The organism is Maribacter sp. C-4077, from assembly GCF_055378385.1.
The window spans coordinates 2,703,730-2,719,580 of sequence record NZ_AP038807.1 but is presented as its reverse complement, the minus strand read 5'-3'; the positions used below and the strand labels follow the sequence as shown (position 1 = coordinate 2,719,580).

The window sequence follows — 15,851 nt, the reverse complement described above, 5'->3', positions numbered from 1 at the left end:
TAATAATCTTGGGCATACGCTTAGGTAACCACTGAAAATACAAAAAGTTCTATTTTTAAACACCATGAAAAATAATTACTCCGTTCTCTTCTTTTTATTTTCCCTATTCTTGGTTTCGGGACAAGAACACACGCATCGCAGTTCCAGACCATTAACTTTCCCAGATATTCCTAACTATATAACCGTAAAGACCGATCTACACATGCATACCGTATTTTCGGATGGAAATGTATGGCCAAATATCCGTGTGCAAGAAGCCCTCAGGGATAATTTGGACGTGATAAGTTTGACGGAGCATTTGGAGTATCAGCCGCATTCTGAAGATATACCCCATCCGGACAGAAACCGTTCGTACGAAATTGCACTTCAGGAAGCCAAGGACCATGACCTATTGATCGTGCACGGTTCGGAAATAACCAGAAGCGCACCTATGGGACATAACAACGCGGTTTTCATCGAGGACGCCAATCCAATTCTTCAGGAAAAAGCGGAAAATGCCTTTAAGGAGGCCAATAAACAAGGTGCCTATGTTTTTTGGAACCATCCAGCGTGGTATGCACAAAGCCCAAAAGGTACGCCCATCATGAGCGATTTCCAAAAAAGCCTTGTGGAGAAAGGACAGCTGCATGGCATAGAAGTCATTAACAGTTTGGACTACGCAGAGGAATCCCTTGCGCTCGCCTTGGAGTACAATCTTACCATTATGGGAACAAGTGATGTGCACGGACTCATCGATTGGGACTATACCGAAAAGGGAAACCACCGCCCCATCACCTTGGTTTTTGCGAAAGAAAAGACGCTTCCCTCGATCAAGGAAGCCCTTTTTGCCGGAAGGACCGTAGCGATTTACAATGATCTTTTGGTAGGAAGGGAGGCCTATCTTGTGCCTCTGATCCAAAATAGTGTTAAAGTCAACTCCGTAAAATATATAAAGGACAGCTATGTATTGGAAGTGGTGCTGGAAAATTTGAGCAGTAGCGACCTAATTTTCGAGAATGCGACGGAATACTCGTTTTATAGCAAACCGGCCATTTTCACGTTGAAGGCCGGTACTTCTGAAACGCTGCTTATCAAGACCTTGGAAAGCATGGAAGAAATGACCCTGAAACTAAAGGCCCTAGGAGCTTATATAGCACCCAGAAAGAACCCCATAATTTCATGGAACCTCAGCGCAAGCGAATGATTCCTTAAGGTTTTTCTTGCTACCAAAATTAAAAAGCACATCCTCCTTAAAAAAGGAAAAGAAAAAAGTGGTTCCTTTTCCTTCTTTGCTTTCCAACCAGATATCTCCACCATTTTTGGATACTATCTTTTTTACCAGTGCCAGCCCTATTCCACCGGATTCGCCGCTTTTATCTTCGTTCAACTTTTGAAATAGTTTAAAAATTCGGTCAAAATGCTCGCGTGCAATGCCTATTCCGTTATCCTGTACATAAAAGGTAAAGCGATCTACTTCGTCCATAACACCTATATTGATATATGCAATGGGCTTGTCATTATACGTAATCGCATTCTGGATCATATTTTGGAAAACCTGTATCATTTGGCTTCGGTCTGCCACTAAGCGGGGTAGTGAGCTGTCTTTTTCAATAACAACCTTATCCGAGGAATTGGCCCTAATGAGACCATCCAAAACCTCATTTAAATCCAAAAGTGTTGTAACTGTCTTTTTTTCGATTCCTAGTGAGTATTTAAGTATTCCATCTACAAGTATATCCATTTGAGCCACTTGGTCCATTAAAAGTTGGAGGTTGACCTTGCCCTGTTCCAATCGGCCATCGTTTATATCTTCCAAAATCCAAGCGCCCAATGAATGTACATTGCGCAACGGACTTTTCATATCATGGGAAACCACATAGGCAAATTCCTCCAGTTCCTTGTTTTTGACGGATAGTTCACGGGCCCTTTTTTCCAAGGCCTTTGTACGCTGTTTTATCTCGAACTCCAAATCTATATTTTGCTTTCGGAGTTTATATTTATACCGAATAAAACCGTTCTGGATAAAAGTGGAAAAAATGAAAATGGTCGCCAGCGACAACAAAATTGCTCCACCATCGGATGGGGAAAAGTCCGCCGACCGTAATTGAACCAATAAATGAACAAAGGAGGAAAATGTATAAATAATTATCCAGATCCGATGGTTCAGCAGAAGAATACCTCCAAAAAGGACCACATAGGTACCCAAAAGATAGGAAAGATGAAATTGGTTCAGGGCAGAGGTTATTATCAAATAATGGGCGAACAACAATAGGACGGAGAAAACGATATATCCATAATACTTTCGACACCAAGATTTAAAGAAAAAAGGGGTTAACCCCACCCCCAAGAAAAAAAGACTCAAAATCTCAGGTGACCAATCCAATTCCGCACGCCCTGGGTCTAGCTGTCCAATAGCCATGCTATAAAGATAAAGACCTGGCGAAATTAACAAAAGAACAGGACGTGAGCTCTTAAGCTCAAAGACATCCATTGCAACGAGGGTTTTAAACATATCCTTTCCATTTGAAGAATAAAATTACCTCCTTCCAAAACCCCTGTAGGAGCGTTAATTCCAAGATGGATATTTGTTTCGATGAATCGCGGTTTCCTTTAGATAGAGAAGGCGATTTAAAGAAACTATTGTAGAATGTTAATTCCGTAAATCGATTGAATAGGATTTTTATCGTCAATTATACTCATGAGTCTTAAGTGAATTCCTAGTTTTCTAGCAATTACAATAGGTATAATTTAGGAACACATCCTTAGAATTAATGTCGTTTATCTAAAGTTACCCTTAAATATCTATCAATAAATCCCAAATTCAATTTGAAACGTAGTCTTGTAAATAGGCATATCGAGATGTCAATTTGCCATTTTGCGTCATCCGCGCCCTTTGTAAAATACCGTCCGCATCCCCATTAAAGAAAGCAGGAATTACATTTTTTACGAAAGCCTCCCCAAAACCCTGGCTAGCATCGCGGGGCAATTCACAGGGAAGGTTGTCCACGGCCATGACGGCGATGGCATTGGGATTTTTATAATCGGTTTCGCTTTCCGTTTGTGGGTCGTACCCATAAATGGGATCTTCAATGGTTGATGGTCTGATTGTGGAAGCCACGGGACCGTTAATATCGCAACTTACATCTGCTACTACCTTTATCTTAAAATCAGGGTGTTTAGCATCCTCGCGGGTATAGAGATAGGGTGCCCCTTGGCCGTAAAAATGTCCGGCAATGTAAAAGTCCGTCACTTTTGCAAACCGGAAAAAATTGGATTTATATTCTTCGGGGTGTGCAAAGAAGTCGGCCTTGTTTCCACGCACCCCGTCCTTGCGTTTGTTGTATTCCCCAGCATCGATCTGGCAATAGACCGGTTCATTAAAATCTTCCTCCAAATATTCGGCGACACTAACGCGCCGCAGACCCATGCCATCCAACATTTCACGGGCTCCGTTCCCTACCCTGCCCCTACCCGTAAGTAGTATCTTTATGTTGGGCAGTTTGATGTTTCTCAATTCACTGATCAATGCTTGCTGGTCTGGCAAGGCATTTGCTTTTGGCAACTTGAACAGATCAAATTTTAATCCGTAGGTACGGAAACCATTATAGGCCCCAACAATACCTGCATAGCGCCCAAAAGCTACCAAACGCTGTTCCTTGGGATTTGTAATGACCTCATGGTCATATAATTCGATATTCCTGTCCAAAATGGCCCGTAGCAAATCCCGATTATACGGCTGCTTTTTTATCGTATGCGAAAAGAAAAAGTATTTTTTGTTGGGAATGAGGGCATTGATGGGTACTTCCTTCACGCCCAAAAGCACATCACAAGTTTCCATGGTGTTTTCAACCGGTATCCCCAATTGCCTGTACGATTCATCATCAAAGGCCCTAATGGGCGATGGTTCCACGAAAATCCTTGCTTTAGGAAAGGTACTCAAGACTTTTTGACAGGCCTGTGGTGACAATACCACCCTGCGATCTGGGGGATTCTTACGCTCTCTGATGATTCCGAACTTCATATATTCTTGGTATGGATTTTGCGCTAAAATAAGTAAATAAGGAGAGTTGGGATTAGGCTTTCCCAAAATTGTAGCGTATGCCAAACTTTTGTTAGCTTTGCGTCCCGCGCGTTAGATCCTTTGACTACGCCCAGGATGACTTGGTTGAAAATTTGCGTTAAGGATTGAGGCGATATCCTTTTTCTGTTTTTCGACTCCGCTCAAAATAACAGAAAAAGATAAAGCCGAAAGCCTGACCCATTGAAGTTTCACGAAAAGGGAAACGCCCAACCCTTTACCGTACTACGTACCGTTATAGTTCTTTGACAAAAAAGTGATAGATTCCCGCCGGTGCGGGAATGACATCCCATTACGGGGCCGACTGGTTTTGACAGCGAGACCAATGGCAATGTAAGCATGCCGAGCGCTGGGGTACAGCTCGTTAATATCATACTTCACACTTTTAATTGGCGAAAATAATTACGCTCTTGCCGCATAATCTGAATTATAGTAAGATATGCCTCGTCCCTACAAGGTAGGGAAGCGAGATGTTCCTGAATAGCCCTTGTTGACGGCGATTCATTTAGGAGCACCAGAAAAGTCAACACAAGGGTATCCGCTCGCTTTGGCGGTGCCTCTAAAACCTTAAGAAGATAAGTGTGCATTAGGCGGTTTCTGGTCAGGTGCACATCGAAAACCAAACAGATACTAAGCATGTAGAAAGCACTGACGTTGCTTGTTTGGACGAGGGTTCGAATCCCTCCGGCTCCACTAAAGTCAAAATTTAGAATTAAATGCGAAAGCGAGCAAATGAAAAAGCTCGCTTTTTCATTTTGTGAGATTAGCATTTGCAATCCATAGGATTGAAATTTTGATTTTCAATTACGGTTAGGAGGTCAAGGCTTTAGCCAATCCTCCGGCTCCACTCCAATAGCCACCATTTTAGGTGGCTATTTTCGTTACGCCATCGAGCACCGAAGGCCAGCGCGGCAAGCTCGCTCCTAAGTTTATGCTGAGCGTAGCCGAAGCGCAAAAAAGGTCTACAAGACCTTTTTTTAACGCTCGGCCGTCCCCGGCTCCACGATTAAGCAAAAAGCCGCACATTTATGTGCGGTTTTGCTGTTTTGGGCGAAAACATTTACGATTCATAGGATTGAAATTTTGATTTTCAACTACGGCAAGGAGGGAGAGCCGAAGGTAATCCCCCAGTTCAAGTTCCAATATTGGAGTCCCCACATCTTCCCTTTAGAATTTACCCTTTCTCTTTCCTTATTATATTAAATGAATATTGCTTTAAAATACCCATTGTTGGGTATTTACTTTCCTAATACATCTATCTAGTTTGCCAACAATAAACCTTTGTTGAAATCCGGCTTTTGGAAAATCAGCACCTCTTAAAAGGCAAAATGATATCCAAAACCCACAAAACACAAAAAAATGAAGATGAAACGATTATTTCTAATGACCCTTACCGCAGTTCTTATTTTAGCTTGTAACAATGATGATACCCCCAGTGTCATAGAGGAAATTACGGAAGAAACCGAGGAGGAAACAGTAGAGGAAGAACAGGAACCCCAACCAAGTCCGGAGGAAATTCTGTCCGCCGAACGCGCTGAAATCATTACCGAAATTACAGCGGACAATGAAAAGGTGTGGCGTATAGCCTCGGCAATACTGACCAATTCCAATGGTAGTTTTAATATTACGGGGGCTTTCAATATAGTGGACGACGAGTTTATATTTAAAAACACGGTCCACGCCACCGGTAAATCGGAGTTTGAAGGTAGTTTAGTCTGGAATCCTGGTTTCGCATTCGATATTGGTGCCTTAAGCGAAGTGGACGCATTGACGGAACTCTATGCGAGCCCTGCCGAGAGCACCTTTGATTTCGTCGAAAACAGTTCCACACAGATTGAGGCCTTTAACAACAACTTTGTGTTGGATCTTTCAACCCAAAACCCAATGGCGACTTGGGATTTTTGTGACAATAGAAGCATGGAACTAACATTGGTTCCCAAATTGGCGACAGACTACCAACAGGTGCCCAGTTCCATGCTAGAATTTACCGAAGCGTTCACTTTTGCCTCCAACTTTATAGATAGTGGTGCTCCTGGAATGGTTGGTTCGCTTACGAGCAATAGTTTTTACTTGGCAAACAGGGAATACGATCCTACACTTGATGCCAATATCGAAAAAATAAGAAAATTTGATATTTCCAGCGGATCCCTTAGCAAAAGAATTAATCCACTACTTGACTTTGTTTCCAAACAAGTAAATATCATTGACGATAAAATTTATGTGGCCGGTGGTCAAAGAATCAACATTTACGATTTGGAATTACAGAACGATCCGGTAAGCACACAGGATTACGGTGCGGCCCTTGGAATTCCATTTTTGGGACTTAGCCGATTTGGAACGGCAGTCCTTGGCAACAAAATCTATATCGTAGGCGGTGACCTAGACAATAACCTGACAGATAAAATCCTGGTTTTTGATACGGAAACACAGACCCTTGGAGAATTTGCTACCATGCCAGAACCTAGATCGGGAGCCCGTGCCGAAATTGTGAACGACAAGCTTTATATTTTTGGTGGACAGACCGCTTTTTTTACACCACCGGCCAAGGATACCATTTATATTTTTGATCTAAACACTTCTGAACTGACAGTGGAACAGTTGCCTACAGCCATCGATTTTACTTTTACCGGTAAGACACAAAACCTAATATATGTGGCAGGTAGAATAGAAACTATGTCCCCTGAGAACATGTTATTGGACCGGGAACCTTATTTGGGCGTCTACGATACAAACACAGGGGTTTTTACTGAATTGGAGACCAATCTTTCCAGCCCGAATCTGGAGACCATTCATTCCATGGCTGTTTTTAACGACAAGATTTACGTGGTTTTTGGTCAAGGTCAAGCCCAGGAAGAAGGCCAATTCCAAACTTGGTCCATACTATCGGCGGATATTTGAGTTAGTTTCAATAGCACCTCTTAAATAAAGGTGAGTTTAAAAAGCTCCTTGTTGATAACCATTTTGAGTTTCGGGGGAAATCAAAAATAGGAGAAGACAGGGAGCTTTTTTTTTGAATTTTAGTTAATAAGAAGATATTCATACAGGGGTTCAAAAACCATCCACCCACCCGAATTTTTTCTGGATAATGACATCTTTTTCCTGTTCCAAATACTCCAAAAGTGCCAAGGCAACTGGCGACAAATTTTTGGATTTGAGCCAAATGAGGTTCCATGTTGTTGTGATGGGGAGTCCCTGAACGGGAACAATCTTGAGTTCGTTGCTTTTTAAGGCGTTCTTGATGCCGATCAAGGGCATTATGGAACAACCCAACCCGGCAATTACGGCCTGTTTTACCGCTTCGTTAGAAGTAAGCTCCAATTTTTTGGTGACCGAATAGCGGTTTTGGGAAATAAAATACTCCATAGCATTTCTGGTGGCCGATCCAGGTTCCCTGTAAATAAGGGGAATTTTTTCGAATAGGTATTTTTTAGAGACCTTTTTGGGCAATTCCCGATGATAATTGCTTACATAGAACAGTTTGTTGGGCATTAGCTCCACTCCGGAAACACTTAATTTATCGGGAAGTACGGACACCAGGGCGAAATCGACCTCGTTCTCCTCCAAACTTCGTACGACCTTGGTTTTATTGGTCACGTCCATGATCAGCTCAATGCCATCATGTTCCTTGATAAAATCCGACAAAAAATAGGGCATGACATATTTTCCGGTAGATACGACAGATAGTTTCAACCTACCTGAAAGCTTCCCTTGATAGGCCACCGTCCTGTGGTCAATTTCCTGTACCTGTTCCAGGATTCTTTGGGCCGCTTGGGCGATTTCAGTTCCAAAATCGGTTATAAAAAGTCGGCGCCCAACCACTTCCGTTAATGGAATTGGAAATTGATCTTGAAAGTTTTTTAATTGTATTGATACTGCAGGTTGGGTCAAATGCAATTCTTCCGATGCCTTCGTAATGCTTTGTAATTCAGCTATTTTTAGGAATATCTGAAGCTGGTGCAACGTATAGTTCATAAAATATTTTAATGTTTAACATTATAAATATAAATAAAATTTAATGATTTTAATGGTACATCTTTGCACTGTAAAATTTAAAAACGCAATCCATGGAAACCAAAGAATTATCCAAAGTCAAAAAAGAGCAAAGAACGATTCAACTAGTGGACGGAACGTTCACCCCCAGCGAGGCATCCGATGTGATAACCGCCTTGATCGATGAAAAAATCAATTTTCATAAAATTCAAAGATTACAATTGTGGGAAGGAAATCATAAGTGCAACACCAATGGGCTCGACGGTAGGATCGAACAATTGATGAAGGAAAAACAATTGGCCCGGGAAATCATAAACGAGGCGCGTTCCAAAGGAACCAAAATCATTATCAACGGTACCTTAAGTCTAAAATTTGTGGATTGATCCTTCCTTCTGTCCACATAAACTAACACCAAATAAAATCCGAATTCAAAAACAAAAAAATGCAATTAAGTAAAAAAACAACGCTTATGCTGCTTGGTGCGCTGGCACTTCTAATCCTTATTGGGGTATCCTATCTAAACAAGTCCATTTTCTTGGAGCAGATATTGGTTTGCTCCTTCATTATTGGCTTAACCGGCCTTGTGCACCTATTGGGGGACATAAAGAAGATGGAGCAGGACAATGAGAGGGCCGCAGGGAAATCGTAAAAAGTAACAGAATGACATCACAATACACAACTTTTCCGACCTTATCAGAAAGACAATCAGGCAAAGCCGATGTAACCGGGATGGTGCCTTTTTTATTCTGGATCCTATTCCTTGCCAATGTAGTTTTCACCCTAGTTAATTTCCCGAATATTCCAGAATGGAGATGGGGCGACTTGTTCAGAACCAATGGTTTTACCCTCCTACTATTCACCACCGTATCATTTTTCAGTGCCATCATAAGTACCTATGCCAAATTCTATTTTAAGGAACGGGGGCAGCGGTCAAAATTCATGGTACTCTGCCTAGCATTTACATTTGCAGTTCTTTTCTTTATCATTTCGGAACATTTGCTGCTGTTACTTCTGGGATGGTTGCTCATGGGCTTGGTCATGTCTAGACTTATTGGCTTCCATGCGGATTGGGGAGAGGCCAAAGAGGCCAAAAAACTATCCCGAAACTATTTTTTGTTGGGCAGTTTTCTGTTGGGAGTCGGGCTTTTGGTGCCCGCCGCCTACCATAACAGTATCAACTTGGATGCTTGGACGGATGCCATTGGACAAACTCCAAAATACATCCTATTGCTTTCAGCTTTTTGTATTATTGTTGCCGCTTTGATCCAGTCTGCCATATTCCCTTTTCACAAATGGTTACTATCTTCCATGACGGCCCCTACTCCTGCATCTGCCCTCATGCATGCAGGTTTTGTGAACGGGTCTGGAATAATCCTAACCTTGTTGGCGCCCATTATTGTTGCATCCAACACCTTGGATATACTGCTCATCATTGGCGGGCTTACGGCCATCGTAGCACAGTTTACAAAACTTATCCAAGTCAACGTGAAACAACGTTTGGCGTGTTCCACTATTGCGCAGATGGGTTTTATGATCATGCAATGCGGCCTTGGTTTTTTCAATGCAGCCATCGCGCATCTTATCCTACATGGGTTTTATAAAGCATCCCTTTTTCTCTCCAGCGGGGAAGAGGTTGAAAAACTTCATCCAAAATCCCCGCCGTCCATACGTATAAAATGGTACCAAGGGCTGATTGTTTTAGTATTCAGCTTACTGGGGGCTTACCTTTTCGCCCTACTCACCGGAAAAGGATTGACTTGGGACAGCGGCATATTCTTAACGCTGATAGCGGCCATCACCGTGGGACAAATGACCTACAATCTCGTAAAGCTTAATCCACTCAAAGGATGGCAGAAAATGGTGTTGCCCCCGTTACTTTTTATTTCAGGAATCGCGGTATATGCCCTCGTATATAAATTGGTGACCACCTTTATGACCGGGATGGAAATCATTGCTATACCAACCCAGATCACACCTTTTCAAATTGTATTTGGTATTGTGTTCTTAGTGGGGTTCTTTATCATGAAACTTGGAAGCTATAGAAAGATCCCTTGGCTTTATGTAAAACTTCTGGGCCTGTCCCAACCCTCCAAAAAATCCTTATTAAATTATAAAAACTAACACCATGAATCAATTGGACATCGATATACTAGTAGATAGGGCCACGGAATACGTAGGAAACACATGGCCCCTCTATTCGTTTGTGACCTCCAATCCCCTAAGTGGTTTCGAAAGCCGACATTTTTTACAGGCAACCCAAGAAGCCGGGGACCTCTTAAGGGCGCAAATGTTCCCTAAGGCTTCGGTTTACAAAAAAGCCTTGGATAGCGGAGCTATAGCCATTTCCGAAATAAAGGATATTTTAAGGGAGAAAGGGTATTCCTATTCTCCTGAGCATTCTTTGGAGCTAATGACAAAAAAGACCCCTAAGGGAACGGAGTCTAAGGAAAATGCGTTGGACCGCTACATGGTAAAGTGGCTTTCCTCCTTTATGGACGAAGGTCTGGCGGAATGGGAAATGCCCTATAAGTCCGAAGGATTTTATCAAGCTTGGAGAAAATTGGCACCGTACGATGATAGTTTAGGTATTGTTCGGTTGACCATGATTCCCAAAACCAGTGATGACGCCCTAGAAATGTTGTTGGATGGATTGCCCGAAGAAGTGATCCTGAAAGCCTTTTCCCAACATCTAGCAGCCTTGCCGGGATGGACCGGTTACATTAAACACAGAGCGAACAATCTCAAGGCTTGGCAACAGGAGGCCCCGATCGACCTTAAGGACTATTTGGCCGTACGACTTTGGGCGAATAAAAAGTTGGGATTCGGACTTGTACATAAGGATATATCGAACAATACGAAAGACCAAACCACTGAACTCCACTATATATGGCTAATGGCTTGGGAAAGAAGTTGGCAGAAAGAATTGTTACAGACCCTAAAAAAGTCGGATATCGGCGTTTCAAAAAACGAATATTCGAAGCCCGATGCACAGATGGTATTCTGTATAGATACTAGATCAGAACTCATCCGTAGACATGTGGAATTTCAGGGTAACTACGAAACCTTTGGGTATGCGGGTTTCTTTGGTATAGCCATGGATTACGAAAACCCAAAGAACGGCCTGTCACAAAAAGCCTGTCCGCCCATTTTGGAATCCTGTTATCTGGTTTCGGAAAATGCCAAAGAAGACAAGGAAGCTTCCAAAAATCATCTGGACAACAAAAACGAGATACGTTCCTTTTGGAACTATTTTCTAAAGCGGATGAAGAATATGTTGCCCTCCACCTTTGGTTTTGTGGAAGGTTCTGGATTTCTTTACGGACTTAACCTTACGGCACGCACCCTTTTTTCTAATTCCATATACCAATGGAAAAACAAAACTGGAAATACGTATGAAACGGTGTGTACCCCGGACATTAAAAATACCAACAAAAAGGATTCCCATACCATTTCCATTGACTTGACGGAAAAAGTAGCCATTGTGAAATCCGCCTTTGATTTAATGGGTTGGAAAAACTTTGCGCCCTTGGTAGTTTTCGCGGGCCATGGAAGCCATTCTGCCAATAATCCCTTTGGTTCCAGTTTGGACTGTGGTGCCTGCGCGGCAACGCCGGGAAGGCACAATGCACGGATGTTGGCAAAACTCGCCAATGAAAAAGAGGTTAGGGAAGTACTTTTGAATCATCATGGGCTGAAAGTTCCTGAATCTACCTATTTTATGGGTGCGGAACACAATACTACCACCGATGAGATCGTACTTTTTGATGCCGATGCACCTCAATCGCACCAAGAAGCCTTGGAAAGTCTCAAGATAAACCTGAAAAAAGCCCAGATTTCTGCGACGCAGGAAAGATTGGGACGAACCAAAAACAGTGTCTCCCAAGCACAATTGAATGCAAGCAATTGGGGGGAAACAAGGCCGGAATGGGGACTTGCCAAAAACGCCAGTTTCGTGATTGGACCAAGAAAATTGACGCAAAACCACAATCTGGACGGGCGGTGCTTTCTCCACTCCTACGATTGGCAAACCGATCCTGAAGGAAAGGCCCTAGAAGCTATAATGCAAGGACCCATGGTCGTCACCCAATGGATCAACAACCACTATTACTTTTCCACCGTGGATAACGAAGCCTTTGGCGCTGGTACCAAAACCACTCATAATGTTACGGGAAAATTCGGTGTGGTGCAGGGCAATGGTGGCGATCTTAAACGTGGGTTGCCCTGGGAATCCCTTTATGATGAAAAGGATACCCCGTATCACCCTCCATTAAGGCTAACCGTAGTGATCAATGCCCCACTTAAAAGAGTGAACAAAATATTGGATAATAACGAATCGTTAAAATCCTTGATTGCCAATGAATGGCTCCACCTCATCATTATGGATCCTGGAAAAAATGATGAGATACTCTGGAAACCAGATCAATTGATATGGGTCAAGAAAAAGAAAAATGGGGCAAATACATCCTTACAGGATAAAAAGTATGAAGAATTAAGTGTTTAACCAATGGACCAGAATCTTTTGTTTTTGTATTAGCATAAAAAACTAAAAATCTGACTTCCATACATTGAAAGCCACCTTATGGGTGGCTTTCTGCTATACTGCATTTTAGGAACGCTTAAAGTAACTAGGAAAAAATGGTAACAATAGGTATTAATGCTATCTTCGATATAAACAAAAAAATCAGAATGCCCTCGGAAAAATCCATTCTACGTACTATAATCGAACTTCTGGAAGTCTTTTTTAATAGCTCCCGAAGCCTAAATAGAACAAGGACCTGGCACCAACATGTGGTTCCTTACGAAGATGGTTGGGCCGTTCGCCGCGAAGGAAATAAGCGTATTACCAGCAAGCACCGAAAACAGAGTACGGCCTTGGAAAAAGCCAAAAGATTGGCACGAAAATATAATGCAGATGTCATTATCCACAGGGAAAACGGGGAGATCCGGGATAGGATACAATATAGAGATTCCAAGTCATAAACAGTCTTTATGCCCTTACAAATCCGTTACCTGATTACGCTTAGTGCTTTTTCCGTAGAATCTTTAACTCATATAACCCAATATGGGTATTTGGCGGATTTTTAAGTTTTTGTTAGTACACAAATTCCAGTAAAAAAGGTACTTTATGGAATATGGTAAAGATACCGCGACCAACTTGCCACATATTTCAAAAAAAAACACCTTTTAAAAAAATAAGCATAAAAGGGAATCCCCTTGCATATGTACTAATTTCTGTACTTATTTTCATTGGCTGTTCACCCAAATTCACCAATGTGTCACTCCCTATTGAAAATGTTCAGGAGTTTTCAACTTCAGGCTCCATGGTATTGAAAGACAAGTGGTGGACCGCTTTTGAAGATGAACAATTGAACGTCCTCATGGATAGCGCCTTGCAATCCAACATGGACTTGGCGGCCATTTGGCAACAGTTTATGGCAACCAAAGCAGTGGTGCGTAGACAGGCGTCTAATAAATGGCCACAGATAGATGCCTCCGCACAAACGGCACGAAATTTTCCGGAACCGGATTTCGTGGGTGGTGAGAATACCCAATTGGGACTTTCCACTTCATACGAAGTAGATTTATGGGGAAGGATCCGTACAGCGGTACAGGCGGAAAAACTTCGGGCAGACGCAAGTCTTTACGACTACAGAACAGCGGCAATTACGCTCTCCGCCCAAATAGCTTCCACGTGGTATCAGTTGCTCGTCGCTAAAAAACAACTGGAAATAACGGAAGAGCAGATTGCGGTCAACGAGGACATCATCAAACTGATTCGTTCCAGGTTCGTTGGCGGCCAAATCAGGGCCGTTGATATTTTGCGACAAGCGCAATTATTGGAAAGCACCAAGGAACAGCGAATTATCTTCATGACCAATGTGGAGCTTCTGGAAAACCAGCTCGCCGTACTGCTCGGAAAACAGCCACAGTCACCTTTGGACCTGGAGTCCCCATCATTGCCCCAATTACATGAATTACCGGAAACGGGACTGCCTCTGGAAATGGTTAGAAGACGGCCAGATTTACAAAGATCCTATTCCTTGTTGTTGGCGGCCGATCGCGATATGGCATCCGCAGTAAAAAGTAAATATCCTAGGCTTTCATTGAGCGCCAGAGGACAACTGCGTTCCAATAATTTTGACAATCTCTTTAAAAATTGGGCCTACTCCATCGCCGGAAATCTATTGGCGCCTTTATTTTATGGTGGCCAACTCAGTGCCGAAGTGAATCGAACAGAGGCCATCAAACGTCAAAGATTATATGAATACGGACAGGCTACCCTAACGGCCTTTCAAGAAGTGGAAAACGGAGTCACTAGGGACATCATGCAAAAAGAGCGCCTTGAGAACATCGAAAGGCAATTGGACCTAGCGGAGAAAAGCAACAAGCAACTACGGGTCGAGTTCCTGAACGGTTTTAGCCCGTACCTGGACGTACTCATTGGACTGGATGCAGAGCAACAGTTGCGAAGGGACTACTTGGCCGCACAATTGCAGCAGATTCAGATTCGAATAGACCTGTACCGCGCATTGGCCGGAGGGTTTGAAACGGACCGTGAATTGGACATTGAAATGGAAATGGAAAAAACAAAACAATTATGACCAACAAAAAAATACTGTGGATTTGTTTGGGGATTTTACTGGCAGGTGTTGCTATCACCACGCTTATTTTCTCAACGGAACCTGAGGCCCAAACTGAAGGTGCCACCGTGGAAACCGCCATGTTGGTCGATATTACGGAAGTGGAACAGGGCACTTTTGAGCCTGTTATCGTGGCCACGGGCACCGTGCAGCCCGTAGAGGACGTTCAGTTGAGTCCGCTGGTGCCCGGTCAAATAATTAGAAGAGATCCTGCCTTCACACCTGGTGGCTTCGTAAAAAAGAACCAAGTATTGTTGCAGATAGATCCATCGGACTATGAAAACACACTTGAGCTTAGAAGAAGTGAGCTGATGCAATCCCAAACATCCTTGGATACCGAAATGGGTCGGCAACAAATTGCATCCCAAGATCTCCAGCTTATTGTGGACGATTCCTTGTTCGGAAGTAATCCCTTATCTGAAGAAGAACGCCAACTGGTACTTAGAAAACCGCAGCTAAATGCTGTAAAGGCGACCATTGAGGCTTCCAAGGCTTCGGTAAAACAGGCCCAACTTAATTTGGAAAGGACCACCATACGAGCACCTTTTGATGCCCATATCCTTACCCAAAATGTTTCTACGGGTTCGCAAGTTTCCCAAGGGGATAATCTAGGTAGAATCGTTGGCACCGATTATTATTGGGTGAACGCCACGGTTCCCGTTTCCAAACTACAATGGTTGAAATTTCCACAGAATAGTGCTGAAAAAGGGTCCCTAGTTCGGATAGAAAATTCAACAACCTGGCCCAGCGGTTCCTATAGAGAGGGCTATTTGGACGGACAAATTGGGGCCTTGGATGGTCAGACACGCTTGGCTCGGGTTTTGGTCCGTGTGGAAGACCCCCTGGGTCAAAAGTCCACTTCTGAAGACATGCCCATGCTTATCATAGGTTCCTTTGTAGAAGTGTATATCAATGCAACTCCCATTGAGAATGTCGTCCGTTTAGATAAAGGTCTTGTCCGTACGGGGGAGACCGTTTGGGTGATGAAAGACCGTAAATTGGAAATACGGGAGGTGGATGTTGTCCTCACGGATGATCGGTATGCCTATATATCAAACGGATTACAAACGGGTGACAAGGTGGTCACCACCGATCTAAGTACCGTAAGCAATGGCATCGGCCTTCGTACGGAAGGGCAGGAAACCGAGGAAACATCAGAATAA

At 43.1% G+C, this 15,851-nt stretch carries 12 protein-coding genes and 1 other RNA gene; 10 read left to right on the top strand and 3 right to left on the bottom strand.

Annotation, left to right across the window (positions count from 1 at the left end; all coding sequences use genetic code 11):
- Nucleotides 1-64: 64 nt before the first annotated feature.
- Complete coding sequence (locus ACZ41C_RS11680; protein ID WP_138257418.1) at nucleotides 65-1,183, top strand: Sb-PDE family phosphodiesterase; 1,119 nt, start codon at nucleotides 65-67, stop codon at nucleotides 1,181-1,183.
- On the opposite strand, the gene ACZ41C_RS11675 is transcribed toward ACZ41C_RS11680, so the two are convergent.
- Nucleotides 1,157-2,491, bottom strand: a complete 1,335-nt coding sequence (locus ACZ41C_RS11675) for a sensor histidine kinase (RefSeq protein WP_464561573.1) — start codon at nucleotides 2,489-2,491, stop codon at nucleotides 1,157-1,159. The genes ACZ41C_RS11680 and ACZ41C_RS11675 overlap by 27 nt on opposite strands.
- Nucleotides 2,492-2,800: 309 nt before the next feature.
- Nucleotides 2,801-4,000, bottom strand: a complete 1,200-nt coding sequence (locus ACZ41C_RS11670; protein ID WP_138257416.1) for an NAD(P)-dependent oxidoreductase — start codon at nucleotides 3,998-4,000, stop codon at nucleotides 2,801-2,803.
- A gap of 353 nt (nucleotides 4,001-4,353) precedes the next feature.
- On the opposite strand from ACZ41C_RS11670, the gene ssrA reads away from it, so the two are divergent.
- Both ssrA and ACZ41C_RS11660 read left to right on the top strand, forming a co-directional pair.
- Nucleotides 4,354-4,753: a transfer-messenger RNA gene (gene ssrA, locus ACZ41C_RS11665) on the top strand.
- Nucleotides 4,754-5,422: 669 nt separating this feature from the next.
- Entirely contained in the window at nucleotides 5,423-6,955 is a 1,533-nt protein-coding gene (locus ACZ41C_RS11660; RefSeq protein WP_464561571.1) for a Kelch repeat-containing protein, read from the top strand.
- Nucleotides 6,956-7,105: 150 nt separating this feature from the next.
- On the opposite strand, the gene ACZ41C_RS11655 is transcribed toward ACZ41C_RS11660, so the two are convergent.
- Nucleotides 7,106-8,029 carry a LysR family transcriptional regulator gene (locus ACZ41C_RS11655; protein WP_138257414.1) on the bottom strand — a complete coding sequence of 308 codons (924 nt, stop codon included), beginning with the start codon at nucleotides 8,027-8,029 and terminating at the stop codon, nucleotides 7,106-7,108.
- Between the two features lie 92 nt (nucleotides 8,030-8,121).
- Here ACZ41C_RS11655 and ACZ41C_RS11650 point away from each other — a divergent pair, with 92 nt between their 5' ends.
- The 7 genes from ACZ41C_RS11650 to ACZ41C_RS11620 all read left to right on the top strand — a co-directional run bounded on the left by ACZ41C_RS11650 (nucleotide 8,122) and on the right by ACZ41C_RS11620 (nucleotide 15,851).
- On the top strand, nucleotides 8,122-8,430 hold the full coding sequence (locus ACZ41C_RS11650; RefSeq protein WP_464561568.1) for a hypothetical protein: 309 nt from the start codon (nucleotides 8,122-8,124) through the stop codon (nucleotides 8,428-8,430).
- Between the two features lie 59 nt (nucleotides 8,431-8,489).
- A complete protein-coding gene (locus ACZ41C_RS11645) occupies nucleotides 8,490-8,696 on the top strand; it encodes a hypothetical protein (protein WP_138257412.1) in 207 nt (68 codons plus the stop codon).
- A gap of 11 nt (nucleotides 8,697-8,707) precedes the next feature.
- The gene (locus ACZ41C_RS11640; protein ID WP_464561566.1) at nucleotides 8,708-10,168 is read left to right on the top strand and encodes a proton-conducting transporter transmembrane domain-containing protein; all 1,461 of its coding nucleotides are present in this window, start codon (nucleotides 8,708-8,710) and stop codon (nucleotides 10,166-10,168) included.
- A gap of 4 nt (nucleotides 10,169-10,172) precedes the next feature.
- Nucleotides 10,173-12,548 carry a DUF2309 domain-containing protein gene (locus tag ACZ41C_RS11635; RefSeq protein WP_138257410.1) on the top strand — a complete coding sequence of 792 codons (2,376 nt, stop codon included), beginning with the start codon at nucleotides 10,173-10,175 and terminating at the stop codon, nucleotides 12,546-12,548.
- A 185-nt stretch (nucleotides 12,549-12,733) separates the two neighbouring features.
- Nucleotides 12,734-13,027 carry a DUF2188 domain-containing protein gene (locus ACZ41C_RS11630; RefSeq protein WP_138257409.1) on the top strand — a complete coding sequence of 98 codons (294 nt, stop codon included), beginning with the start codon at nucleotides 12,734-12,736 and terminating at the stop codon, nucleotides 13,025-13,027.
- Nucleotides 13,028-13,320: 293 nt separating this feature from the next.
- The gene (locus ACZ41C_RS11625) at nucleotides 13,321-14,649 is read left to right on the top strand and encodes an efflux transporter outer membrane subunit (RefSeq protein ID WP_464561563.1); all 1,329 of its coding nucleotides are present in this window, start codon (nucleotides 13,321-13,323) and stop codon (nucleotides 14,647-14,649) included.
- A complete protein-coding gene (locus ACZ41C_RS11620; protein WP_138257402.1) occupies nucleotides 14,646-15,851 on the top strand; it encodes an efflux RND transporter periplasmic adaptor subunit in 1,206 nt (401 codons plus the stop codon). Before ACZ41C_RS11625 ends, ACZ41C_RS11620 begins: the two co-directional genes overlap by 4 nt.

What these genes read in the sequence shown, in the direction of transcription:
- ACZ41C_RS11680 (WP_138257418.1), top strand. Translation starts at nt 65, where the DNA reads ATGAAAAATAATTACTCCGTTCTCTTCTTTTTATTTTCCCTATTCTTG.
- ACZ41C_RS11675 (WP_464561573.1), bottom strand. Translation starts at nt 2,491, where the DNA reads ATGTTTAAAACCCTCGTTGCAATGGATGTCTTTGAGCTTAAGAGCTCA.
- ACZ41C_RS11670 (WP_138257416.1), bottom strand. Translation starts at nt 4,000, where the DNA reads ATGAAGTTCGGAATCATCAGAGAGCGTAAGAATCCCCCAGATCGCAGG.
- ACZ41C_RS11660 (WP_464561571.1), top strand. Translation starts at nt 5,423, where the DNA reads ATGAAACGATTATTTCTAATGACCCTTACCGCAGTTCTTATTTTAGCT.
- ACZ41C_RS11655 (WP_138257414.1), bottom strand. Translation starts at nt 8,029, where the DNA reads ATGAACTATACGTTGCACCAGCTTCAGATATTCCTAAAAATAGCTGAA.
- ACZ41C_RS11650 (WP_464561568.1), top strand. Translation starts at nt 8,122, where the DNA reads ATGGAAACCAAAGAATTATCCAAAGTCAAAAAAGAGCAAAGAACGATT.
- ACZ41C_RS11645 (WP_138257412.1), top strand. Translation starts at nt 8,490, where the DNA reads ATGCAATTAAGTAAAAAAACAACGCTTATGCTGCTTGGTGCGCTGGCA.
- ACZ41C_RS11640 (WP_464561566.1), top strand. Translation starts at nt 8,708, where the DNA reads ATGACATCACAATACACAACTTTTCCGACCTTATCAGAAAGACAATCA.
- ACZ41C_RS11635 (WP_138257410.1), top strand. Translation starts at nt 10,173, where the DNA reads ATGAATCAATTGGACATCGATATACTAGTAGATAGGGCCACGGAATAC.
- ACZ41C_RS11630 (WP_138257409.1), top strand. Translation starts at nt 12,734, where the DNA reads ATGCCCTCGGAAAAATCCATTCTACGTACTATAATCGAACTTCTGGAA.
- ACZ41C_RS11620 (WP_138257402.1), top strand. Translation starts at nt 14,646, where the DNA reads ATGACCAACAAAAAAATACTGTGGATTTGTTTGGGGATTTTACTGGCA.